Annotated in this window: 20 protein-coding genes; 14 read left to right on the forward strand and 6 right to left on the reverse strand. The window is 71.2% G+C overall.

Annotated elements, in window-relative coordinates; genetic code table 11:
- Positions 1 to 2: 2 nt before the first annotated feature.
- Positions 3 to 1277 carry a ferredoxin:protochlorophyllide reductase (ATP-dependent) subunit N gene (locus tag MKL20_RS08905; RefSeq protein WP_244036377.1) on the reverse strand — a complete coding sequence of 425 codons (1275 nt, stop codon included), beginning with the start codon at positions 1275 to 1277 and terminating at the stop codon, positions 3 to 5.
- On the reverse strand, positions 1274 to 1780 hold the full coding sequence (gene bchF, locus MKL20_RS08910; protein WP_244036378.1) for a 2-vinyl bacteriochlorophyllide hydratase: 507 nt from the start codon (positions 1778 to 1780) through the stop codon (positions 1274 to 1276). Before bchF ends, MKL20_RS08905 begins: the two co-directional genes overlap by 4 nt.
- 325 nt (positions 1781 to 2105) lie before the next feature.
- Between bchF and MKL20_RS08915 the strand changes: the two genes are divergently transcribed.
- The 11 genes from MKL20_RS08915 to MKL20_RS08965 all read left to right on the forward strand — a co-directional run bounded on the left by MKL20_RS08915 (position 2106) and on the right by MKL20_RS08965 (position 12775).
- Positions 2106 to 3017 (forward strand): B12-binding domain-containing protein, encoded by a 912-nt coding sequence (locus MKL20_RS08915; RefSeq protein ID WP_244036379.1) that lies wholly within the window; start codon positions 2106 to 2108, stop codon positions 3015 to 3017.
- Between the two features lie 30 nt (positions 3018 to 3047).
- Entirely contained in the window at positions 3048 to 4493 is a 1446-nt protein-coding gene (gene ppsR, locus MKL20_RS08920) for a transcriptional regulator PpsR (RefSeq protein WP_244036380.1), read from the forward strand.
- Positions 4494 to 4649: 156 nt separating this feature from the next.
- Entirely contained in the window at positions 4650 to 5018 is a 369-nt protein-coding gene (locus MKL20_RS08925; protein ID WP_244036381.1) for a type II toxin-antitoxin system RelE/ParE family toxin, read from the forward strand.
- Positions 5019 to 5055: 37 nt separating this feature from the next.
- Complete coding sequence (locus MKL20_RS08930; protein ID WP_244036382.1) at positions 5056 to 5355, forward strand: helix-turn-helix domain-containing protein; 300 nt, start codon at positions 5056 to 5058, stop codon at positions 5353 to 5355.
- A gap of 727 nt (positions 5356 to 6082) precedes the next feature.
- The gene (gene chlG, locus MKL20_RS08935) at positions 6083 to 6967 is read left to right on the forward strand and encodes a chlorophyll synthase ChlG (protein WP_243966555.1); all 885 of its coding nucleotides are present in this window, start codon (positions 6083 to 6085) and stop codon (positions 6965 to 6967) included.
- Positions 6968 to 7353: 386 nt separating this feature from the next.
- Positions 7354 to 8658 carry a BCD family MFS transporter gene (locus MKL20_RS08940; RefSeq protein WP_244036399.1) on the forward strand — a complete coding sequence of 435 codons (1305 nt, stop codon included), beginning with the start codon at positions 7354 to 7356 and terminating at the stop codon, positions 8656 to 8658.
- Positions 8659 to 8662: 4 nt separating this feature from the next.
- Positions 8663 to 9877 carry a geranylgeranyl diphosphate reductase gene (locus MKL20_RS08945; protein ID WP_244036383.1) on the forward strand — a complete coding sequence of 405 codons (1215 nt, stop codon included), beginning with the start codon at positions 8663 to 8665 and terminating at the stop codon, positions 9875 to 9877.
- 38 nt (positions 9878 to 9915) lie between these two features.
- On the forward strand, positions 9916 to 10377 hold the full coding sequence (locus tag MKL20_RS08950) for a TspO/MBR family protein (protein WP_409568136.1): 462 nt from the start codon (positions 9916 to 9918) through the stop codon (positions 10375 to 10377).
- A complete protein-coding gene (locus tag MKL20_RS08955) occupies positions 10377 to 10715 on the forward strand; it encodes a hypothetical protein (RefSeq protein WP_244036384.1) in 339 nt (112 codons plus the stop codon). Before MKL20_RS08950 ends, MKL20_RS08955 begins: the two co-directional genes overlap by 1 nt.
- A gap of 85 nt (positions 10716 to 10800) precedes the next feature.
- The gene (locus tag MKL20_RS08960) at positions 10801 to 12378 is read left to right on the forward strand and encodes a cytochrome c (RefSeq protein ID WP_244036385.1); all 1578 of its coding nucleotides are present in this window, start codon (positions 10801 to 10803) and stop codon (positions 12376 to 12378) included.
- A 223-nt stretch (positions 12379 to 12601) separates the two neighbouring features.
- Positions 12602 to 12775 (forward strand): YqaE/Pmp3 family membrane protein, encoded by a 174-nt coding sequence (locus tag MKL20_RS08965; protein ID WP_243966564.1) that lies wholly within the window; start codon positions 12602 to 12604, stop codon positions 12773 to 12775.
- A 291-nt stretch (positions 12776 to 13066) separates the two neighbouring features.
- Here the strand turns inward: MKL20_RS08965 and MKL20_RS08970 are convergent, their stop codons facing one another.
- On the reverse strand, positions 13067 to 14536 hold the full coding sequence (locus tag MKL20_RS08970) for a murein L,D-transpeptidase family protein (RefSeq protein ID WP_244036386.1): 1470 nt from the start codon (positions 14534 to 14536) through the stop codon (positions 13067 to 13069).
- A 421-nt stretch (positions 14537 to 14957) separates the two neighbouring features.
- Complete coding sequence (locus MKL20_RS08975) at positions 14958 to 16133, reverse strand: MFS transporter (protein ID WP_244036387.1); 1176 nt, start codon at positions 16131 to 16133, stop codon at positions 14958 to 14960.
- Positions 16134 to 16229: 96 nt separating this feature from the next.
- Between MKL20_RS08975 and MKL20_RS08980 the strand changes: the two genes are divergently transcribed.
- Positions 16230 to 17132: a LysR family transcriptional regulator gene (locus MKL20_RS08980; protein ID WP_244036388.1), complete on the forward strand. Its 903-nt coding sequence runs from the start codon at positions 16230 to 16232 to the stop codon at positions 17130 to 17132.
- 49 nt (positions 17133 to 17181) lie between these two features.
- Here the strand turns inward: MKL20_RS08980 and MKL20_RS08985 are convergent, their stop codons facing one another.
- Positions 17182 to 18042: a helix-turn-helix transcriptional regulator gene (locus tag MKL20_RS08985; RefSeq protein WP_244036389.1), complete on the reverse strand. Its 861-nt coding sequence runs from the start codon at positions 18040 to 18042 to the stop codon at positions 17182 to 17184.
- A 155-nt stretch (positions 18043 to 18197) separates the two neighbouring features.
- Here MKL20_RS08985 and MKL20_RS08990 point away from each other — a divergent pair, with 155 nt between their 5' ends.
- Positions 18198 to 19085, forward strand: coding sequence for a DMT family transporter (locus MKL20_RS08990; RefSeq protein WP_244036390.1), 888 nt, complete (start codon positions 18198 to 18200; stop codon positions 19083 to 19085).
- An 11-nt stretch (positions 19086 to 19096) separates the two neighbouring features.
- Here the strand turns inward: MKL20_RS08990 and MKL20_RS08995 are convergent, their stop codons facing one another.
- On the reverse strand, positions 19097 to 20632 hold the full coding sequence (locus MKL20_RS08995) for an MFS transporter (RefSeq protein WP_244036391.1): 1536 nt from the start codon (positions 20630 to 20632) through the stop codon (positions 19097 to 19099).
- A 108-nt stretch (positions 20633 to 20740) separates the two neighbouring features.
- Here MKL20_RS08995 and MKL20_RS09000 point away from each other — a divergent pair, with 108 nt between their 5' ends.
- Positions 20741 to 21625, forward strand: coding sequence for a LysR family transcriptional regulator (locus tag MKL20_RS09000; RefSeq protein WP_244036392.1), 885 nt, complete (start codon positions 20741 to 20743; stop codon positions 21623 to 21625).
- The last annotated feature ends 145 nt before the right edge of the window (positions 21626 to 21770 follow it).

Genomic DNA, 21770 nt, shown 5'->3' on the forward strand with positions numbered 1-21770 from the left:
CCCTACACCTCCAGCAGCGCGCGACGCCGGAGCGGGCGCGCGAACAATTCGGCGAGGTCGCCGGCCTGCTCGTAGCCCTGAACGGGCGTGAACAGCAGCTCGATCGACCACTTGGTCGAGAGGCCCTCGGCCTCCAGCGGGTTGGCGAGGCCGAGGCCGCAGACCGTCAGGTCCGGCCGCGCCGCCCGGCAGCGATCCATCTGGTCGTCGAGGCTCTGGCCTTCGGTCACGCGGGTGCCCGCCGGCAGCATCTCGATCTCGGCCGCCAGATGCGCCCGGTGCAGGTACGGGGTCCCGACCTCGACCAGCGCCACGCCGAGTTCGCGGGCGAGGAAGCGCGCCAGCGGCACTTCGAGCTGCGAATCGGGGAAGAAGAACACCCGCTTGCCGCCGAGTTTTTCGCGGTGGGGGGCGAGCGCGGTCTCGGCCCGGGCGCGCCCCGCGGCGGTCGCCGCCGCGAAGGTCGCGTCGTCCACGCCGAACGCGTCGGCAGCCGCTTGAAGCCAGCCGGTGGTGCCCTCGGCGCCGAGCGGGAACGGAGCTGCGAGCCGGTGCGCGCCGCGCTCTTCGAGGGCGCGGGCGGTGTCGGCCAGGAACGGCTGGGCCAGCAGGTAGCGGGTCCCGCGCCCGATGGCCGGCATCGCGCCGGCCCGGCGGGCCGGGAGGAACCGGACGTCGGCGATCCCCATCGCGGAGAAGATCCGAAGAAACTGGTCCTCGACCACGTCGGCGAGCGCCCCGACGATCAGGAGCGACGGCGCGGCCTCGGCCGGCGCCCGCGGCAGTTCCGGCACCAGGGCGGCGAGGCAGGCATCTTCGCCCTGCGTGAAGGTCGTCTCGATGCCGGAGCCGGAATAGTTCAGCACCCGCACCGGCGCGAGGCGCCCCGACAGGCGCTGGGCCGCCCGGGACAGGTCGAGCTTGATCACCTCGGACGGGCAGGAACCCACCAGGAACAGGAGCTTGATGTCGGGCCGGCGCTCGATCAGCCGGGTGACGACCCGGTCGAGTTCCTCGTTGGCGTCGGCGATCCCGGCCAAGTCGCGCTCGTCGATGATCGCGGTGGCGAAGCGCGGCTCGGCGAAGATCATTACCCCGGCGGCCGACTGGATCAGGTGGGCGCAGGTGCGCGAGCCGACCACCAGGAAGAAGGCGTCCTGGATCTTCCGGTGCAGCCAGACGATGCCGGTGAGCCCGCAGAACACCGCGCGCTGGCCGTTCTCCTGATGGAAATCGATACCGCCGCAGGCGGTGGGGGGCGGGACGGGCGCGTTCACGACAGCGCCTCCGCGAAATGCGGCTGGCGCGGTCCGGCGCCTTCCAGGCGGGCCGCCCGGAGCTTGAGCAGGAACTGGCCGGCATTGACCACGTAGGTCGCGTAGGCTGCCAGCGCGAGGATCAGCAGGGCCTGCCCGCCGAGGGCGCCGGTGGCGAGGGCGGCGAGGTAGGCGGTGTGGAGCGCCAGCACCAGCATGCTGACCACGTCCTCCCAGTAGAAGGCCGGGGCGAACAGCCAGCGGCCGAACACCGCCTTCTCCCAGATCGAGCCGGTGATCATGATCGCGTAGAGCGCCAGGGTCTTGACCACCACCGAGGCCTCGGCGGCCAGCTGGCCCTGCCCGGTGGCGAGCGCCCGCAGGACCAGGACCAGGCTCGCCAGGAAGATCAGGAATTGCACCGGGGCCAGCACCCCCTGCACGAGGGTCCAGGGCGAAGCGTCGCGCCGCTGCCGTTCGGCGGCCGTGTAGAGCGGTCGTGATGGCCGGTCCCCGGGACCCATGCATCCGCTCCCCTGTGCTCGGCGACGCCTAGGAGCGCCGTCGTTGACAGAGGCTAGGGCCGCAGCCCCAAAAGTGTCAAGTGCGCTTTACGCTCGAATGAGGTGACAGGGGCTTTGACATATTTTCTTTGTTCCAAGTCATTGCCAAGATCGACGACTCGGGTATCGTTCCGAACGCTGGCCTCTGGTTTTGGCAGCTCGGCTGGTTCGATCCGAGGATCTGCGGCGACGAAGACTTGAGAAGACCGGCGGGCAACGCCGCACTCGACGCGCTTGCGGAACCGCCGGCCCACCCGGGCCGGGGCCGCTTCTGGGAGGGATGCCGATGGGAGACTGGAGGCATTTCGGTGAGCGTCTGGACCCCGGGCCGATTGCCGGTGGTTGTGGCGCGATGGGCGACGGCCGGTCCGTCTTCGGCGACGGGCCGCGAGTCCGCCACCAAGCCATCCCGCGCGCCTCCTCCGACGACAAGGCGGTGCCGGATGCCCTGGCCCGCCTGGTCGAGGCGGAGATCCTGCCCCGGCTGATGCTGGCCCACCGGCCCGCCGGCCGCCGCGCCCAGCCCGACAGGGCGCCGAGCCCGGACGAGATCGCCGCCTTCAGCGCGCTCCTGCTGGCCCCCGGGCCGATCGACCTCGACGCCCAGGTCGCCGCCCTGCGCGAGGGCGGGCTGCCGCTGCCGCGCCTGCTCCTCGACCTGCTCGCCCCGGCGGCGCGCCACCTCGGCGAGCTCTGGGAAGACGACGCCTGCGATTTCCTGGCCGTGACCGAGGGGCTCGGACGGCTGCAGGCGGTGAGCCGGCGCCTCTGCGCGCAGCTCGAGGACGATTCGGTGCAGGCCAACGGCCGCAGCGTGCTGCTGCTGCCCTGCCCCGGCGAGACCCATCATTTCGGCCTGTCGATCGTCGCGAGCTTCTTTCGCGAGGCCGGCTGGGACGTGACCACCGCGATCCCCGGCCCGGAGGTCGATCCCCTGACCCTCCTGCGCTCCGAGTGGTTCGACGTGGTCGGCCTGTCGCTGTCCTGCGACGTGTTCCTGCCGGCCCTGTCCGGCACGGTGACGGATGTCCGGCGCGCTTCCAGCAACAAGGAGATCCGGGTGATCGTCGGCGGCCCGTATTTCGCCCGCTACGGCGGCGAGGCGGGCATCGTCGGCGCCGATGCCTGCGCGCCGGACGGGTTCCTGGCGCCGGCCACGGCCGAAGCGTTGCTGGACAGACGCGCCCTGGCCTGCTGAAAGGGCTGCCACATCAACCATCACAATACGGTGACCGTGACGCCCCAGCCTCACCCCACCCCGCAGTCGCCACCTCCGGCACTGCTCCAGGTGGCCGACCACCTCGACGGCGAGGCGGTCGGGCGTCTCGTCGCGGCGTCCGCCGACCTGTCCCTGGTGGTCGATGCCGACGGGGTGATCCGGGACGCGACCGCCGCGGCCGATCTCGAAGCGGAGAACATCCCCGGCTGGCTCGGGCGGCGCTGGATCGACATCGTGACGATCGAGAGCCGGCCCAAGGTCGACGCCCTGCTGCGCGACGCCCGGCCCGACGGCATCACCCGCTGGCGCCAGATCAACCACCCCTCTCCCAGCGGCATCGACCTGCCGATTCGCTACGCCTCGATCCGCTCCGGCGAGGGCGGGCCGATCGTCATCCTGGGCCGCGACATGCGGGCGGTGGCCGCGCTCCAGCGCCGGCTCACCGACGCCCAGCAGGCCCTGGAGCGCGACTACGACCGCCTCCGCGCCGCCGAGACCCGCTACCGCCTGCTGTTCCAGATCTCCGGCGAGCCGGTGCTGGTGGTCGATGCCGGCACCCGCCGGGTCGCGGAGGCGAACCCGTCCGCCGCGCGCCTGCTCGGCCGCCCGGCCAAGCGCCTGACCGGGCAGGATGCGGTCGACCTGTTCGATGCCGGCAGCGCCCGCTCCCTGGAGGCGCAGTTCGCCGCCCTGCGGGCGACCGGTCAGGCCGGAGAGGTCCGCGCCGCCCTCCAGCACGGGCGCGGCGAGGTCACGGTCGCGGTCTCGCTGTTCCGGGGCGAGGGCGGCCCGAGCGCGCTGATGCGGCTCGTGGCCGATCCGGCCGCCGCCGAATCCGGCACCGACCAGGAGGCGCCGACCCGCGCGGTGATCGAGGCGATGCCGGAAGGCTTCGTGGTCACCGATTCGGCCCGCCGGGTCCTGATGGCCAACGCCGCCTTCCTGGAACTGGCGCAGCTCGCCACCGAGAGCCAGGCCAGGGGCCGGCCCCTCGACCAATGGCTCGGCCGCGAGGATACCGAGGCGCAGGCCCTGTTCTCCAGTCTGGTCGACCACGGCTCCGTGCGCCGCTTCGCCACCGTGATCCGCGGCACCTATGGCGGCGTCGAGGATGTCGAGGTCGCCGCCGTTTCGGTGCCCGGGTCGCGTCCGTGCCTGGGCTTCGCGATCCGCTCCGCCCCGCGGCGGATCCCGGAGGGGCGACTCGCCGGCAGCCGCGACGTGCCGCGCTCGGTGGAGCAGATGGCCGAGCTGGTCGGCCGGGTCTCGATGAAGACCCTGGTCCGCGAGACCACCGACCTGATCGAGAAGCTGTGCATCGAGGCGGCCCTGCGGATCACCCGGGACAACCGTGCCTCCGCGGCCGAGATGCTCGGCCTCAGCCGCCAGGGCCTCTACGCCAAGATGCGCCGCTACGGCGTCGGCGACCTCGACGCCCCCGGCGAAGACGATTGATTTTTTTTTGGGGGGTTTGGGCGCGGCGTCTTCGGCCCCGGATGGCCCGGATGCGATGATGCGGCGGGACGGGCGGGATCTCCCGATCTCTCGCCTCATTCAGGGACGCACGTACGTCATTGACGTACGTGCGTCATTGGCATATATGGCAGCTTCATGCGGCCTCTGCATACCGTCGCCGAAACGTCCGGTTTCCTCGCTGATGCCAAGGCCGAACGGATGCCGACGGCCATTCGGCTCGCCCTGAAGAACGAACTCGCCGCCGACCCGGAGGCCGGGGATCTGATCGTTGGATCGGGAGGCGTCCGCAAGCTGCGCCTTGCCGGTCGTGGCAAGGGCAAGAGCGGCGGGTACCGCGTGCTGGCCGCCTATGTCGGCCCCGAGGCACCGGTCTACCTCCTGGCGGTTCTCAACAAGGGCGATCGCGAGACTTTCACGGACGCTGAGGTGGCCAACTTCGCCAAGCTTACAGCGTCGATCAAAGCCTCTTGGCGGGCCAGACGGGTCCCGCCTGCGCGACGATGAAACATGAGGGCTTTGCCCGCTCCGAGAGGAGATAACGATGGCAAGAGACATCTTCGAGCGCACACTATCCGCCCTGCATGAGGCCGAGGCGCATGCCAGGGGCGAGACGCCTGCCGGCTTGGTGGTGCATGTCCCCGAGGCGGTCGACGTGGCTGAGATCCGCCGGCGGACCGGGAAGGCGCAGCCGGCTTTCGCGGCCAGCATCGGCGTGCCGGTCGCGACGCTCCGTCAGTGGGAGCACCGGCGCCGGCAGCCGCAAGGGCCGGCACGGGTGCTTCTGGCACTGCTGGAGAAGAACCCGCGTCTGGTCGAGGAGACCCTGGGCGAGTCGGTCTGACGCCTCCCCGGGATCATGGCTAACCCCCTTCACGGGTGTGCACTTTTGGGCAGGCTACGGCGCAGGAGATGGATGTTTTGGGGTCTGGGGTCTGGGGTCTTCGTCCTGGCCCCATCGGGAGCGTGAGGGCCTCGAAAGGACATATCTCCCGACCCCTTCCTCATCCTGAGGCGCCGAAGCGCAGCGGAGGCCTCGAAGGAGCCCTCCAGCCGGCCGCGCGATCCCTGGAGGCCTCCTTCGAGGCCGCTGACGCGGCACCTCAGGATGAGGGCGGGGGGTGGGATATCCGGAGGGATCATCGCGCCGGTCCGGTCAGTGCGCACGTCGCGAGGCAACCCAAGGTCGTGCTCCGTCCCGGGTGGGGCGATTCACCGAGGCGCCGCGCGGGTCGCCCGAAAACGGTCTTGGGCAGACATCCGACCCCAAAAACCCGCCCGGTTCGGAGCCCGGATACGCCGCGCGCAACCTCAGCCGGCCAGCCGGATTTGCCGATTCTTCGAAGGTTCAGCGCCGACACCCTTCGCGCGGCCTGCGCAGGCTGGCTCAGGCAACGCCGATTCTTCGCAGAACCCCCCGCGCACCTGACGCGATCGTGTCCGATCGATGCTGGTAATGGATTATGTATTCGCCGGCTTACAGCCACGTTTGTACGCCAATCCAGATCGACATTTTTCCGCCAAGTGTAAATCCAGCTTGACACGCCCGGCAGCCCCGGTAGCCTGCCTGTATGGCTACCACGCCCGCCCCGAGCGCCGTCGTCGAGCTCCTCAAGCCGCTCACTTGGTTCGCGCCGATGTGGGCGTTCGCCTGTGGGGTGATCTCGTCCGGACAGCCGGCCCACGGGCAATGGCCGGTGATCGCCGCGGGCGTCGTGCTGGCCGGGCCGCTGGTCTGCGCCACCAGCCAGGCCACCAACGACTGGTTCGACCGGCATGTCGACGCGATCAACGAGCCCGGCCGGCCGATCCCCTCCGGGCGCATCCCCGGCCGCTGGGGCCTCTACCTGGCGCTGGGCTGGACGCTGCTGTCGCTGCTGGTCGCCGCGGCCCTCGGACCCTGGATCCTGGGTGCCGCCCTGTTCGGGTTGGTGCTCGCCTGGATCTATTCCGCACCACCCTTGCGGCTCAAAAAGAATGGCTGGTGGGGGAATGCCGCGGTCGGGCTCTGCTACGAGGGCCTGCCCTGGTTCACCGGCGCCGCCGTGATGGCCGCCGCCCTGCCCGACCGGCGGGTGCTGCTCGTCGCCCTGCTCTATTCCATCGGCGCCCACGGCATCATGACCCTCAACGACTTCAAGTCGGTGGAGGGTGACCGGCGCATGGGCCTCCTGTCCCTGCCGGTCCAGATGGGCACCGACCGGGCCGCCCGCTTCGCCTGCCTGGTCATGGCCGTGCCGCAGGTGGTGGTGATCGGGCTGCTGCTCGCCTGGGAGCGCCAGGGCCATGCCGCCCTGGTGGCCGCCCTGCTCGCCGGGCAGCTCGCCCTGATGGTCCGGTTCCTGAAGAGCCCGCGCGAACGGGCGGCCTGGTACAACGGCACCGGCACGACCCTCTACGTCCTCGGCATGCTGGTCGCCGCCTTCGCGCTGCGGCCGCTGGTGGGAGGGGCGTGATGACGCCTTCGGATTCGATCGGGGCTTCCGCCCGGAGACCGGATGAGTCGCAGGTCCCCTCTCCCGTGCGGGAGAGGGACAGGGTGAGGGACCAGGTTTTTCCGGATCGGTCGCACCCCTCACCCCAACCCTCTCCCGCACGGGAGAGGGAGCAGGTTGCGGTGTTCGATGAGAATACCGAGCCGACCTACGCGCCTCTCCCTCCCCCCTCTGCGGGGGAGGGTACCCTGCGCAGCAGGGGGGGAGAGGGGCAGCGCGACGCTGCAGGATCGCACGCCCGTCGCGACATTTCCGGCAACGCCGCTCCCCTCTCCCGACCCGGCCTGACGGCCGGCCCACCCTCCCCCGCAGAGGGGGGAGGGAAAGGCGCGGCGCCCGAAGACGGCCTGGGCTGGCCCCAGATCGTCCGCCTCGGACTGGTCCAGACCGCGCTGGGCAGCGTCGTCGTGCTGATGACCGCCACCCTCAACCGCGTGATGGTGGTCGAACTGGCGCTTCCCGCCCTGGTGCCGGGGTTTCTGGTCGCCCTGCACTACGCCGCGCAGGTGTTGCGCCCGCGCTGGGGCTACGGCTCGGACCGGAGCGGGACGCGCACGCCCTGGATCGTCGGCGGCATGGCCGCCCTCTGCCTCGGCGGGTTCGGGGCGGCCTGCGGCACGGCGCTCGCTGCCACCGACCTGGTGCTCGGCCTCGCGCTGGCGGCCCTGTCGTTCCTGTGCGTCGGGATCGGGGCCGGGGCCGCCGGGACGTCGTTGCTGGTTTTGCTGTCTGGGGGTGTCGCCCCGGCCCGTCGCGGAGCCGCCGCCACCATCGTCTGGGTGATGATGATCCTGGGCTTCGCCCTGACGGCGCCCCTCGCCGGCCACTTTTTGGATCCGTTCTCCGGGCTTCGGCTGGTCGCCGTCTCCGGCACAGTTTCGCTGGTGGCGTTCTGCGTCGCCGTGCTGGCGCTGGCCGGAGTCGAGCGGCGCCTGCCCGCCCGGGCGCCCGAGCCCGAAACCACCAGAAAACCGTTCTTCACGGTCCTGGCCCATGTGCTGGCCGATCCCGTGGCCCGGACCTTCACGATCTTCGTGTTCGTCTCGATGCTGGCCTACAGCGCCCAGGAGCTGATCCTGGAACCCTATGCCGGGCTGGTCTTCGCCATGAGCCCCGGGGCGACCACCAAGCTCGCCGGGCTCCAGCATGGCGGCGTGCTCGCCGGGATGCTGCTGGTGGCGGGCGTGACGCTCGCCGCCCGCGGCACCCCCCTCGCCTCCCTCCGGCTCTGGATCGCGCTGGGCTGCGCCGGCTCGGCCGCCGCCCTGTTCGCGCTGGCTGCCGGCGGTGATGTCCTGCCCCTGCGGCCGGTGGTGTTCGCGCTGGGCGTCGCCAACGGCGCCTACGCGGTCGCCGCCATCGGCTCGATGATGGCGCTCGCCGGCCGCGGCGACGCCCGGGAGCGCGGCACCCGCATGGGCGTCTGGGGCGCGGCCCAGGGCATCGCTTTCGGGGCCGGCGGTTTCCTGGGTGCGGCCGCCGTGGATGCGGTCCGGCTCATCACGGCCGAGCCGGTCCAGGCCTACGCCGCCGTTTTCGCCGCCGAGGGGGTGTTGTTCCTCGTCGCGGTGGTGCTGGCCCTGCGGCTCGAACCCGTCCGGGCTCCCGCTCGGGGCACGGTCCCGCTCAATCCCATCCTCGGCGCGAGGTGACGCGATGGCTCGGTTGGTTGATGGCGCTTCCTACGATGTCGTCGTGGTCGGCGGTGGTCCCGCGGGGGCCACGGCGGCCACCGAGCTGGCCCGGGCCGGGCACGCGGTGCTGCTCCTCGACAAGCCCGGGCGGATCAAGCCCTGCGGCGGCGCGATCCCGCCCCGGCTGATCCGCGACTTCGCGATTCCCGATTCCCTGCTGGTCGCCAAGATCCGCTCCGCCCGGATGGTGGCGCCGAGCGGCAAGGCCGTGGACATGCCGGTGGGCGAAGGCTTCGTCGGCATGGTCGATCGCCAGCATTTCGACCCGTGGCTGCGCACCCGCGCCGAGGAGGCCGGCGCCGACCTGCGCGAGGCGGCCTATGACAAAATAACCCGGCCGGATGACGGCCTGCCGCTGGTGCATTTCACCACCGGCAAGGGCGAGGCGCAGGCCCGCCACACGGTCCGGGCGCGGCTGGTGATCGGCGCCGACGGGGCCTGCTCGCCGGTGGGCAAGGCCGAGGTGCCCGGCCACGACAAGATGAAACAGGTCTTCGCCTATCACGAGATCGTCCGGGTGCCGGCCCCCGATGCGCCGGGGGGCGACGCCGTCGATGCCGCCCGCTGCGACGTCTATTACCAGGGCCGCCACTCGCCGGACTTTTATTCCTGGATTTTTCCGCACGGGGACACCGCCAGCATCGGCACCGGCAGCGCCAAGAAGGGCTTCTCCCTGCGCTCCTCGATCCGGGCGCTGCGCGTCGCCACCGGCCTCGACGGCGCCGAGACGATCCGCCGGGAGGGCGCGCCCCTGCCGCTGAAGCCGCTCAAGCGCTGGGACAACGGCCGCGACGTGCTGCTGGCCGGCGATGCCGCAGGCGTGGTCGCCCCGGCCTCCGGCGAGGGCATCTACTACGCGATGCTCGGCGGCCAGCTCTCCGCGGAAGCGGCCAAGAGCTTCCTGGCCACCGGGGATGTCCGGGCGCTGGCAGGCGCGCGGAAACAGTTCATGAAGCTGCACGGCCGGGTGTTCTGGATCCTCGGGATCATGCAGTGGGTCTGGTACCGCAGCGACGGCCTGCGCGAGCGCTTCGTCTCGATCTGCCGGGACAAGGATGTCCAGCAGCTCACCTGGGACAGCTACATGAACAAGGAGCTGGTCCGGGCGAAACCCGCCGCCCACGCGCGGATCTTCTTCAAGGACCTCGCCCACCTGTTCCGCTGGGTCTCCCCGTGACTCTTTTGGGACTCGACTCCGGGTGGGGGCCGCCTGCCGTGGCGGCATCGGCCGCCGTGCTGGTGGCCGTGGCCGGCGCCGTCGCGACCAAGACGGATGGCTGGTACCGGCACCTGCGGTTCCCGTCCTGGAAGCCGCCGGACTGGGCGTTCGGGCCGGTCTGGACCACGATCTTCCTGCTCACCACCATCGCCGCCGTGATGGTCTGGAACCGCGATCCCGACCCGACCGCCCGGCTGCTGCTGGTCGCCGCCTACGCGGTGAACGGCGTGCTCAACATCGCCTGGAGCGTGCTGTTCTTCCGGTTCCGCCGGCCGGACTGGGCGCTCGCCGAGGTCGCGGCCCTGTGGCTGTCGATCGCCGTGCTGGTGCTGGTCACCGGCCGGGTCTCCACCGCGGCCGGGCTGATGAACCTGCCGTATCTGGCCTGGGTCAGCGTCGCCGCCTGCCTGAACCTGCGGATCGTGCGCCTCAACGCGCCGTTCCGGGGGCTCGCGTGATGGACGCCCTGTTCGCCTCGGGCCGGATCGTCGACCTCATCCTGGCGCTGGTCGCCGCCGAGGCGCTGCTGCTCGTCTGGCTGGCCCGGCGCCGGGGCCTGGCCCGGGGGCCGCTCCTGGCCAACCTCGCCTCCGGGGCGGCCCTGATGCTGGCCCTGCGCGCCGCCCTCACCGGGGCCGTCTGGCCGGTGGTCGCCGGATGGATGCTCGCGGGGCTTCTGGCCCATCTGGCGGACCTGACGTTGCGCCTGCGCGCCGCCCGGACGCAACGCCGCAGCCCCCCGCCGGCTGGAACAACGCCGCAAACGGGCGCGTTCACGCGCGGTATCACCTTGTAACGACTATAAACGCGACCCGGGAGATGTGGTCATGCAGCTTAAAGCATCATCCCGACAGGTACGCCCCGGCCTTCGCAAAAGGATGATGCCTCTGCAAAACCTGAGAGCATCGTCCGCCCCGATCCTGGCGGGCCTGCTGCTCGCCTTCCCGGCTCTCGCGCAGGACAGCTCCGACCCGGTCGAGCGCGGCAAATACCTCGTGACCATGGGCGATTGCGCCGCCTGCCACACGGCCCCGGGCGGAAAGTTCCTGGCCGGCAACTACGCGCTCAACATGCCGTTCGGGGTGATCATGACCCCCAACCTCACCCCCGACAAGGAGACCGGCCTCGGCGATTATAGCTACGCCGACTTCGAGAAGTCGTTCCGGCAGGGCTACAGCAAGCATGTCGGGTATCTCTACCCGGCCTTCCCGTTCGGCTGGTACACCAAGGTCACCGACGAGGACACGCAGGCGATCTGGGCCTATCTGCAATCGCTCCCGCCGGTGAACGAGAAGCGCAAAGAGAACCAGATCCCGTTCCCGTTCAACGTCCGCACCGCGCTGGTGACCTGGCGGACCGCCTTCTTCACGGAAGCCCGCTTCAAGCCCGATCCCAATGCCAGCGCCGAGGTGAACCGCGGCGGCTACCTGGTCGAGGGGCTCGGCCACTGCGCCATGTGCCACAACGAGAACAAGCTCGTCGGCAATTCGAGCTTCGCGGGCCGGTTCGGCGGCGGCGTCATCGACGGCTGGTACGCCCCCAACATCACCCCGGACGGCCACCAGGGCATCGGCGCCTGGACCGACGAGCAGGTGGTGACCTACCTCAAGACCGGCACGGCGCCTGGCGACCGCCCCGGCGTCGCAGCGGGCCCGATGCGCCAGACCATCATGGAATCCCTCTCCAAGGTGAAGGAGGAGGACCTGAAGGCGATGGTCGCCTACCTGCGCACGGTCCCGGCCAAGCAGACCTACAAGGCCAAGGACCTCGCCGCCTTCGACAAGCCGGATGCCCCCGGCGCGTCCACCTACCTGACCTACTGCTCCTCCTGCCACCAGCCCGACGGCAAGGGCATCGAGGGCGCGGTGCCGGCGCTCGCCGGCAACACCTCCGTCCAGTCCGAAGGCCCCGAGACGGTGCTGCGGGTGATCTATGGCGGTCTCGCCGCCCAGAGCGGGCTCGCCCCGATGGTGGCGATCGGCCAGCAGATGACCGATGTCGAGGTCCGGAACGTCACCGACTACATCCGCAATTCCTGGGGCAACAAGGCGCCGCCGGTGACCGGCGACAAGGCCTCCGAGGCCCGGGCCGCCACCAAGACGATGCTGGCCGGCACGGCGCCCTGCGCCGAGATCGAGCAGGACACGCTCAAGGCCGCCTTCGACAAGGTCGGGGTCGCGGCGACGCTCACCGGCCTGAAGCAGCAGGATTTCGTGCCGACGCTGGTCCGGGTGGTGCCGCAGATCAAGGCGGCCGACACCGGCGCCTCCGACGACGACGTGGTCAACGCGCTCACCACGGCCTTCTGCAAGGTCGGCCGCGACGACCCGCAATACGCGGCGCCGAGCTGGCCCGCGGTGATCGGCACCTTCGCCAACGTCGCCTACAGCCAGGTGAAGAACCCGGAGAAGCAGGCGGCGAACGTCCCCAGCGCCACCACGCCGCCGGTGAAGAACTGAGTTTTTTCGGGGGGCGGGGGGCGCACCGCCCTCGCCGTCATTGCGAGCAACGCGAAGCAACCCAGGGATCCGCTACGGTCTGAAACCGCGCGCTGCACTGGGTTGCTTCGCTGTGCTCGCAATGACGAAGGGCGGCCTGAGCCGCACGGCGCTCCCACGGGAACGGACAAGGCCGCGCTTCGTTTGAGCCGGGATCCCTCAGGCCTTGAGCCCCGGAGTGCCCGTGTCGACCCTCGTCCGTATCCTGCTCGCGATCTTCATCCCCCCGGTGGCGGTGCTCGTCACCACCGGGTTCGGCCTGCAGTTCCTGCTGAACATCCTGCTGTGGCTGATCTTCTGGCTGCCCGGCACGGTCCACGCCCTGTGGCTGATGAACCGCGACCGGCCGCTGGTCTGAGCTCGAGCGCTCGCCGCCGAAGTGGAGACCGGTTCGGCGTCAGCGAGCGCGTTCAATCAGGGTCTTAGAGCCTGTTGGACCGGTCTTTCCCACCCACGCCCTCATCCTGAGGTGTGAGTGCAGCGAACCTCGAAGGAGCCCTCCAGCCAGCCGCGCGAGTCCTGGAGGGCTCCTTCGAGGGCGCCGCTGCGCGTCGCCACCTCAGGATGAGGGGGTTGGATTGGACGGGCGCCGATCAAGGCGAAGCCGATTCCTGTCGGGTACCGTGTCGCGACGCGATCGGGAACGGCTCTATGGCTTCGCCTTGGCCTCCGGCTCGCCCTTGCGCAGGACGAGCTTCGCGTCCGGTCTCGCATCCGTCTTGGCTTCGACCTTGGCGGTCTTCACCGCGTGCGGCTTGGCCGTCGCCTTGGGGGCAACCTTCTCGGCCGCGTGCGCGAGCTTGACCGGCTCGGGCACCACGGTGGCGTCCACCGCCGGCGTGACGGGAGCCGTCGGTTTCTCCTTGTCGAACAGCGAGCCCAGCACCTTCTGGTAGCTGCTCGGATCGCCGTCGGCGTCGGCCACCGTAATCCGGGCCGGCTTCTCGGAGACTGACGCAGTGGTCTCGATCCGGTCGGGCTCGGACCGGTTGGCCATGAGCGTCGTGGCCGCGGGCTTCTGACCCCGGCCGGCCTTCGCGGTCGCCTTCGCCGGCACGGCCGCGGCCATCATCGTCGGCTGCACCTTCGGGTCGATCTCGATCTCCTGCGGCCCGGCCGCCAGGGTCTCGGGGCGGCTGACGTCGCCGAGATTGTGCCGGCCGAACTCCTTGGCGTCATAGGGCAGCACAGTCTCGGTGCCGCCGAGGCTCGCGAAGGCGCTGGTGTTGGCCGGCGGCCGGAAAACCGGGTTCTGGCCACCGTCCTGGTAGACCACCCGCACCGCCGGCGTGCCCTTGGCGACGAGTTCCGCCACCTCGCGCTCGTCGTGCTCCCGCTTCTCGGCGACCTGCGGGTCGACCTTCGGCTTGCACGAGCCGGCCGCGGCATCCGAGCCGCCGAACACGTATTTGGTGCCGCACTGGCCGATTTTCGGCTCCTCGCGCAGAGCCTCGAAATAGTCCGAGCCCTCCTTGAGGTTCTGCCAGAACGGCATGTTCGGGTCGTTGCGGAACTTGGCCATGTTCTGGGCCGTCATCCGGAACGGGTAGGACTGGAACTGGAAGCTGCGCTGGCCGCCGATGAACGCCTCGCGCGCCACCGCGTAGATCTCCGCGATGGTGGCATCGGTCATGGCGAAGCAGCCCGCCGACGAGCAGGTGCCGTGCACCATCAGGTAGCGGCCGGTACGCCCGTTGGCCCGGTCGACGGCGTTCGGGAAGCCCGTGTCGAACGAGAGATAGTACGAGGAATTCGGGTTCATCAGCCCCGGGGTGATCGTGTAAAACCCCTCCGGCGCCTGCCGGTCGCCCTCGCGGACCTTCGGCCCGAGTTGCCCGGACCAGCGGCAGATCGGGTAGGTCTTCAGCAGGGCGTAGCGGCCGTCGCCGCCGCGCTTCCAGACCTCCATCTCCGCTTCCTTCTTGTAGGCGCGGATCAGGATCGGGTCGGATTGCTGCATGCCCTTGGTCTGCATCAGGGCCAGCGTCTGGGGGGCGATCGGCGCGATGCTGCGCGCGGTCGGGCCGTTGATGCCTGAGCCGTCCTGGCAGCCGGCCAGCGCGAGGGCCAGCAGGGAAGCGGCCGCCAGCAATCGCACCGTCGCGAGACGCGCCGTCATGGGGAACCTCGTCGTCTAGCCTGCGCCCGGCGGCCTTTTGATAGCCGACATCGGGCGCCACTCCCCAACCCAATAGGCTCGTTAAGCTTGCACCTTTGTTACCGCAAGGACCCGGGTGCAACACTGCACCGCTGTGAGCGGTGGATACGACGCTGTTCACACCTCTTCGCGGGATGGGGATAAGGATCGCGGCGAACACGCGCGCGTTCCCTCCCCTCTCTGCGGGGGAGGGTGGGCCGGCCGTCAGGCCGGGTCGGGAGAGGGGCAGCGCGACGGTTCAGGATTGCACGCCCGTCACGCCCTTTCCGGAAACGGCGCTCCCCTCTCCCGACCCCCTTCGGGGGCCACCCTCCCCCGCAAAGGGGGGAGGGAAAGCGCGGTGGTTCAGGCTCTTGCAGCCAAGGCCGACTGACCGAATCCCTTATCCGCAGCTCGCCGCCGCGGCGGCCCGCACCCGTCCGTCCCGGCGCAGCCACAGCAGCAGGGCGAGCCCCGCCGCCGCCATGGCGGCGCCCGCGAGCGGTACGGCCCTGTAGCCGAGCCCGGCATCGATCACGCCGCCGCCGACCGCCGCCCCGATGGCGTTGCCGAGGTTGAACGCGCCGATATTCATCGCCGAGGCGAGGTTCGGCGCGGCGCCAGCCTTCTCCATCACCCGCATTTGGAGCGGCGGCACCAGGGCGAAGCTCGCCACGCCCCAGAGCAGGATCAGCAGGGCCGCGCCGCCCTCCAGGCGCATGCCCCAGGCGAACAGGGCCAGCACCGCGACGAGCCCGGCCAGCGACCCGAGGATCGTGCCGTCTACCGAACGGTCGGCGAGGCGCCCGCCGAGCCAGTTGCCGATGGTCAGGCCGACGCCGAACAGCATCAGCATCGCGGTGACGAACGGCGTGGTGGCGCCGGTCTCCGTCCGCAGGATCGGCACGATGTAGGTGAACACCGTGAACATCGCGCTGGCGCCGACCACCGTGAGCGCCAGGGCGGCGAGCACCGGACCGCGCCCGAGCACCCGCAATTCGGCCCGCATGTCGTCCCGGGCCTCGACCTTCAACTCGGGCAATGCGAGGCGCAGCGCCACCATGGCGAGCGCGCCAACGCCCGCGATGCCCCAGAACGCCGCGCGCCAGCCGAGCATCTCGCCGATCCAGGCGGCGAGCGGCACGCCGCCGATCGTCGCGATGGTCAGCCCCGAGAACATCGACGCCACCGCGGCCGCCCGGCGCTCCGGCGGCACGATCCCGGCGGCCACCACCGAGCCGATCCCGAAGAACGCGCCGTGGTTCAGCGCCGTGACCAGCCGGGCGACGACCAGCATGGCGTAGCTGTCGGCGACGGCCGCCAGCAGGTTGCCGAGGGTAAAGATCGCCATCAGCCCGACCAGCAGCCGGCGCCGGGGCACCCGCGCAGCGGCCAGCGTCACCAGCGGCGCGCCGACCTGGACGCCGAGCGCATAGGCGCTGACCACCAGCCCTGCGGCGGGGATCGAGACGCCGAGATCCCCGGCGACGAGGGGCAGCATGCCCATCGGGGTGAATTCCGTGACGCCGATGCCGAAGGCGCCGACCGCCAGGGCCAGCAGGGGAGGATTGATCGCCATGAGGGCTCTCCGGTTGTTCCGGAACCGCACGTGGCGGATTCGACGCGCTGAGAGTAGTCCGTTGGCGGGACCAAGATCTGTGCACTGGAGGCACGAATGTTGCGCGACAAGGCCGACCGCGCCGGGGACATGGCCGTGTTCGTGGCGGTGGCGGAGGCCGGCAGCCTGTCGGGGGCGGCGCGCCGGCTCGGGCTGACGCCCTCGGCGGTGAGCCGGGTCGTCGCCCGGATCGAGGCGCGGCTCGGCGTGCAGCTTCTGGTCCGGACGACCCGGACGCTGCGCCTCACCGCCGAGGGCGAGACCTACGGGCGCGCGGCGAGGCGCATCCTGGCCGATCTCGACGAGACCGAGACGGCGCTCTCCGACCGGGGCTGCCCGCGCGGGCGGGTCCGGGTCAGCGCCGCCACCGCCCATGGCCGGCTGGTGATCGTGCCGCTGCTCGGGGACTTCGTGGCCTGCCATCCCGGCATCGTGGTCGAGATCGACCTCAGCGACGAGATCGTCGACGTGCTCGGCGGCCGGGCCGATATCGGCATCCGGTTCGGCCCCCTGGCCGACAGCCCGCTCACCGCCCGGCGGCTGGGCGAGACCGGCCGGACCGTGGTGGCCGCCCCCGCCTATCTCGCCCGGGCCGGGACCCCGCGCCGGCCCGCCGACCTTGCCGAGCACAATTGCCTGGACTTCACCTTCCGCCGGAGCGAGCCCGGCTGGCCGTTCCGCGAAGACGGACGCGACTTCATCCTGCCGGTGCGCGGCACCCTCGCGGCCAACAACGGCGAGACCCTGGTGCAGCTCGCCCTCGGCGGCGTCGGCATCACCCGGGTCGGCAATTTCCACATCGCCGACGACCTCGCCGCCGGCCGGCTGGTGCCGCTCTTGGAGCCGTTCAACCCGCAGGACCGGGAGGCGATCCACGCGGTGTTCGTGGGCGGCCCCGCCATGCCGGCCCGGGTGCGGGTGCTGGTCGACTTTTTGGCGGAGCGGCTGCGCGGGGGCTAGAGCATCGTCCCGGAAGGTGGGTTCCGGATTTCGGGGAAAAGACGATGCGTTAGGCCCCCGCCCGGTAGGCCGCCGGCGTCATGCCGGTGGCGGCCCGGAATGCCCGGGTCAGGTGGCTCTGGCTGCTGTAGCCGCAGGCGAGCGCGATGGCGGCGATCGGGTCGCGGCCGCGCAGGAGCGCCTTGGCCCGCTCGGTCCGGCGATGGGCGACGTAGACCTGGGGCGACACCCCCCGGCTCGCCCGGAAGGCGCGCTGGAGATGGAACGGGCTCAGATCCGCCACGGCCGCGAGGTCGGCGAGCCGGATCGTGCCGTGGAGCTGCGCCTCGACATACGCGGCGATCCTCCGGGCCAGATGCGGCGCCAGTCCGCCGGTCAGCGCCCGGCGGCGGAGCCCGCCCCAGCGCGGGTCGGCGAGGAACAGGGCGACCGTCTCGGTCATCACAGATTCGGCCGCCAACGCGTCGCAATCCGCGACCGCGCGTGCGACGTGCCGGAGCGCTACCGCGAGACGGGGCGCCTCCGCGAATGTGACTTCGGGCACGTCGAGCAGCCGGGCGTCGCGCTCGAACGTCTCCGCATAGGCCCGGGCAAGCTCGTCGGCCGGCAGGTAGAGATGGACGAACGCGAAGGGCGCCGTGATCACCCAGTCCGACTGGTGGCGGTGGGGCATCACGCACAGCGCCCCTGGCCAGCCGGAGACGGTCCTGCCATCGACCCGGCGGGTGCCGCCGCCGCCCTCGAGATAGAGGCTGAAGGTGTGGCCCTCCGGGCTGTCATACGCGACCTCGTCGTGGCTGTTGCTCCACAGGGCCGCCGAGCGCCCGAAGCCGAGGTCCAGCGCGCCGGCGGTCCGGGCGTTCGGCGAGACGGACAGGAACCCGAAGACGGAGGTCGGGCCGGCGGACATCAAGAAGAACCTTTCAGAGGCGCGTCGTTACGGATCGGATATCCAGGGCGCGCCGCGCGGTCGAGCCGGGGCCCGCAATGCGCCGCAAGATCCTGCAAGAACGGCCCCCGCCCCGCGGCTAGGCTCCGAGCAGTCCCAGCCGGATTGCCCGCCCGATGAACGCCCTGCTCTTCGCCGCCGCCGTGCTGATCTGGGGCACGACCTGGATCGCCATCACGGTCGAACTCGGACCGGTGCCGGTGCTGGTCTCGGTGCTCTACCGGTTCGCGCTCGCGGCCGCGATCCTGCTCGGCGGCCTCGCCGTCACCGGCCGGCTCACGGTCCCGGCCCTGCGGCACCAGCCGTTCCTCGTCGCGCAGGCCCTGTGCCTGTTCTGCTGCAACTTCCTGTGCTTCTACGCGGCGACCGGCTTCATCCCGTCGGGGCTGGTCTCGGTGGTCTTCTCGCTCGCCACCCTGTTCAACGCCGTCAACGGACGAATCCTGTTCGGCACGCCGATCACCGGGCGGGTCGCGCTGGCCGCCCTGCTGGGCTTTACCGGCCTCGTCCTGCTGTTCGCCCGCGAGCTGTCGGCCGGGCTCGATGCCGGCACGCTGAAGGGGCTGGGGCTCGCCACCCTCGGGACGCTGCTGTTCTCGCTGGGCAACATGGCCTCCCGCCGCAACAGCGCCGCCGGTGTGCCGCCCCTCCAGGCCAATGCCTGGAGCATGGGCTACGGCACCCTGGTCCTGCTCGGCCTCGTCGCCGGCACCGGCACACCGCTGGTGGCGCCGCCCGATACGGCCTACCTCCTGGCGCTCCTCTACCTGGCGGCGATCGGCACGGTGGTCGGCTTCACCGCCTACCTGTCGCTCGTCGCCCGGATCGGGCCCGCGCAGGCCGCCTACGCGACCGTGCTGTTCCCGGTGGTCGCTCTGGCGCTCTCGACGCTGTTCGAGGGCTATCGCTGGCACTGGACCGGCCTGCTCGGCCTGGCGGTGGCCCTGTGCGGCAACATCCTGATGTTCTCCGAACGGCCAACCCGGCGCCCGGCCACCGCCTGAGCATGGCAGTCTCAGGCAACCGGATGGTCCGCCCGCTCGGGCATGACCTCCGCCCGATCCCTCGGCGCCGCGAGCAACCCGAACACCGCGCCGGCGCACAGGACCGTGACGGCGGCCAGAGTCCAGGACAGGGTGGTGAAGGCTGCCTGGTAGGCCTGGACCAGGGTGGCGCCGTCGAGGCCGGGCAGAAGCGCCCGGGCGCCATCCGGATCGCCCACCGCCAGGCGCTGGCCCGCCTGCGCGAGGGAGGCATCCCGTAGGCCCGGGACCTGGCGCAGCTCGGCCGCGACCAGGCCGGCGAGCGTCGCGCTGACCAGGGCGAGCGCCACGCCCTCGCCGGCGACCCGGACCGTCCCGAAAATGCCCGCCGCCATGCCGGCGCGCTCCCGGGGTACGACCGCGACCGACAAGCCGTCCATCAGGCCCCAGGGCAGGCCGCTGCCGAGGCCGATGAGCAGCATCGGCGCCAGCACCGCGCGGCTGCCGATCTCGACGAAACCCAGCCAGACCAGTCCGGAGGCGGCGAGCAGCAGGCCGAGGCCCGAGAGCAGGCCGGGCGAGACCCGCCGGGCCAGGGCGGCGGCGGCCATCGGGACGATGAGCATCGGCGCAGACAGGGCCAGCATCAGAAGCCCGGCCTCCCTCTCGCTCCGGCCCTCGATGCCGATGAAGCGCAGGGGCAGGATCACCAGCAGCACGACGAAGCACGCGCAGGTCGCCACCGGCAGCATCTGCACGCCGACGAAGCGCCGGTAACGGAACAGGCCGAGGTCGAGCATCGGCCGGGCGGCGCGGGTCTCGATGACCACGAAGGCCAGGAGGAGGAGCCCGGCGGCGGCGAGCAGCCCGCGCAGGGCCGGGCTGGCCCAGCCGAGGCCCGGCGCTTCGATTACCGCCACCGTGAGGGCGGTGAGCATCGCGGTGAAGCTCAGCGTCCCGGGCCAGTCGAGGCGGCTGGCCTGCGGGTCGCGGGTCTCGCGCATCCGCGGCGGCCCGAGCACGAGCGCCGTGGCGCCCACCAACGCGCCCACCAGAAAAATCGCGCGCCAGCCGGCGCCACTGATCAGGAAGCCGGTGACGATCGGCCCGAAGGCCAGGCCGACGCCGAAGGTGGTCCCGAGCAGGCTGAAGGCGCGGGTGCGGGCATGGCCGTCGAATTCCTGGGCCAGGGCGGCGGTGCCGCCCGCGAGCGCCGCCGCAGCGCCGAGTCCCTGCCCGGCCCGGAGCAGGTCGATCAGCCAGACCGAGGGCGCGAAGCCGAGCGCCAGGGAAAACCCGGTGACGATCGCCACGCCCACCGTGAACACCCGCCGGCGGCCGTAGCGGTCGGCCAGGGTCCCGGCCGCCATCAGCAGGCTGCCGAAGGTCAGCATGAAGCCGTTGGTGATCCAGGTCAGCGCCTCCGGGCTGCCGCCGAGCTCGCGCCCGATGGCCGGCGTCGCCACGGCCCCGGCCGAGAAGCTGAGCGGCAGGATCAGGGCGGCGAGGCACACCGCCCCGAGGACCAGCGGATCGCCCGTTCGGGCGGGATGTGGCGTGTCGGGCATGGATCGGCTCTGTGGGGAGGACGTGCCCCACCTTCGCTTGCGGCCTGATCGCCGTTAATCGCGCCTTTCGTCCTGTCATTCCGGATCGATGCGCTCTAATCCTCGGTGATGGACAGCCTCGGCGATATCGCAGCCTTCGTGCGGACGGCGGAGCGGTTGAGCTTCGTCGAGGCGGGGCGCGATCTGCGCCTGTCGGCTTCGGCGGTGGGCAAGGCCGTGGCGCGGCTCGAAGCGGAACTCGGCGTGCGCCTGTTCCACCGGACCACCCGAAAGGTGTCGCTTACCGAGGAGGGCGTCCTGCTCCAGGCGCGCTGCCGGGGGATCCTCGACGACCTGCGCGAGGCCGAGGCGCTGGTCACCCAGAGCCGGCTTGCACCGCGCGGCATCCTGCGGATCAGCCTGCCGATCATCGGCTACCGCTTCCTGCTGCCGGTGCTGCCCGAGTTCCAGAAACGCTATCCCGAGATCGAACTCGATCTCGACTTCAACGACCGCCTGATCGACCTCGTGGAGGCCGGCATCGACGCCGCGATCCGCAGCGGCACGCTGGTCGATTCGAGCCTGATGGCCCGGCGGCTCGGCCCGTTCCGGTTCGTGCTCTGCGCCGCCCCGTCCTATTCGGACCGGGCCGGCACGCCCCGGTGCCCGGCCGAGCTGGCGGGGCATGCGGCCCTGCGCTTTCGCTTCCCCAGCTCGGGCAAGCTCCAGGACTGGACCCTCGCGGAGCCCCTGCCCGCGGGCCTGCGCACAGCGCTCACCTGCAACAACATGGAGGCCCTGCGCGCCGCCGCGATCGGCGGGTTGGGCATCGGCTACATGCCCGACTTTCTGGCCGAGTCGGCCCTGCGCGAAGGCGCCCTCACCCGGATCCTCGACCCGTACCTCACCGATCCCGGCCAGTTCTCGATCCTGTGGCCCTCCGGACGGCACATGTCGGCCCGGCTGCGCGCCTTCGTGGACTTTGTCGGGGCGCGGTTGTTTCAGGCGGGGTAGCCAGGACGCAGCGGCTCAGCAGCCGGAAAATCCCACCCGCGCCCTCATCCTGAGGCGGCGGAGCGAAGCGGAGCCCTCGAAGAAGCCCTCCAGCCGGCCGCGCGATCCCTGGAGGGCTCCTTCGAGGCTCACTGCGTTCGCGCCT

This window comes from Methylobacterium sp. E-066 (assembly GCF_022829635.1).
GTDB lineage: Bacteria > Pseudomonadota > Alphaproteobacteria > Rhizobiales > Beijerinckiaceae > Methylobacterium.

Bases quoted from the DNA above. Each gene is read 5' to 3' on its own strand.
- bchF (WP_244036378.1), bottom strand. From the start codon at position 1,780: ATGGGTCCCGGGGACCGGCCATCACGACCGCTCTACACGGCCGCCGAA.
- MKL20_RS08915 (WP_244036379.1), top strand. From the start codon at position 2,106: ATGGGAGACTGGAGGCATTTCGGTGAGCGTCTGGACCCCGGGCCGATT.
- MKL20_RS08925 (WP_244036381.1), top strand. From the start codon at position 4,650: ATGCGGCCTCTGCATACCGTCGCCGAAACGTCCGGTTTCCTCGCTGAT.
- MKL20_RS08930 (WP_244036382.1), top strand. From the start codon at position 5,056: ATGGCAAGAGACATCTTCGAGCGCACACTATCCGCCCTGCATGAGGCC.
- chlG (WP_243966555.1), top strand. From the start codon at position 6,083: ATGGCTACCACGCCCGCCCCGAGCGCCGTCGTCGAGCTCCTCAAGCCG.
- MKL20_RS08945 (WP_244036383.1), top strand. From the start codon at position 8,663: ATGGCTCGGTTGGTTGATGGCGCTTCCTACGATGTCGTCGTGGTCGGC.
- MKL20_RS08955 (WP_244036384.1), top strand. From the start codon at position 10,377: ATGGACGCCCTGTTCGCCTCGGGCCGGATCGTCGACCTCATCCTGGCG.
- MKL20_RS08960 (WP_244036385.1), top strand. From the start codon at position 10,801: ATGCCTCTGCAAAACCTGAGAGCATCGTCCGCCCCGATCCTGGCGGGC.
- MKL20_RS08970 (WP_244036386.1), bottom strand. From the start codon at position 14,536: ATGACGGCGCGTCTCGCGACGGTGCGATTGCTGGCGGCCGCTTCCCTG.
- MKL20_RS08975 (WP_244036387.1), bottom strand. From the start codon at position 16,133: ATGGCGATCAATCCTCCCCTGCTGGCCCTGGCGGTCGGCGCCTTCGGC.
- MKL20_RS08980 (WP_244036388.1), top strand. From the start codon at position 16,230: ATGTTGCGCGACAAGGCCGACCGCGCCGGGGACATGGCCGTGTTCGTG.
- MKL20_RS08985 (WP_244036389.1), bottom strand. From the start codon at position 18,042: ATGTCCGCCGGCCCGACCTCCGTCTTCGGGTTCCTGTCCGTCTCGCCG.
- MKL20_RS08990 (WP_244036390.1), top strand. From the start codon at position 18,198: ATGAACGCCCTGCTCTTCGCCGCCGCCGTGCTGATCTGGGGCACGACC.
- MKL20_RS08995 (WP_244036391.1), bottom strand. From the start codon at position 20,632: ATGCCCGACACGCCACATCCCGCCCGAACGGGCGATCCGCTGGTCCTC.
- MKL20_RS09000 (WP_244036392.1), top strand. From the start codon at position 20,741: ATGGACAGCCTCGGCGATATCGCAGCCTTCGTGCGGACGGCGGAGCGG.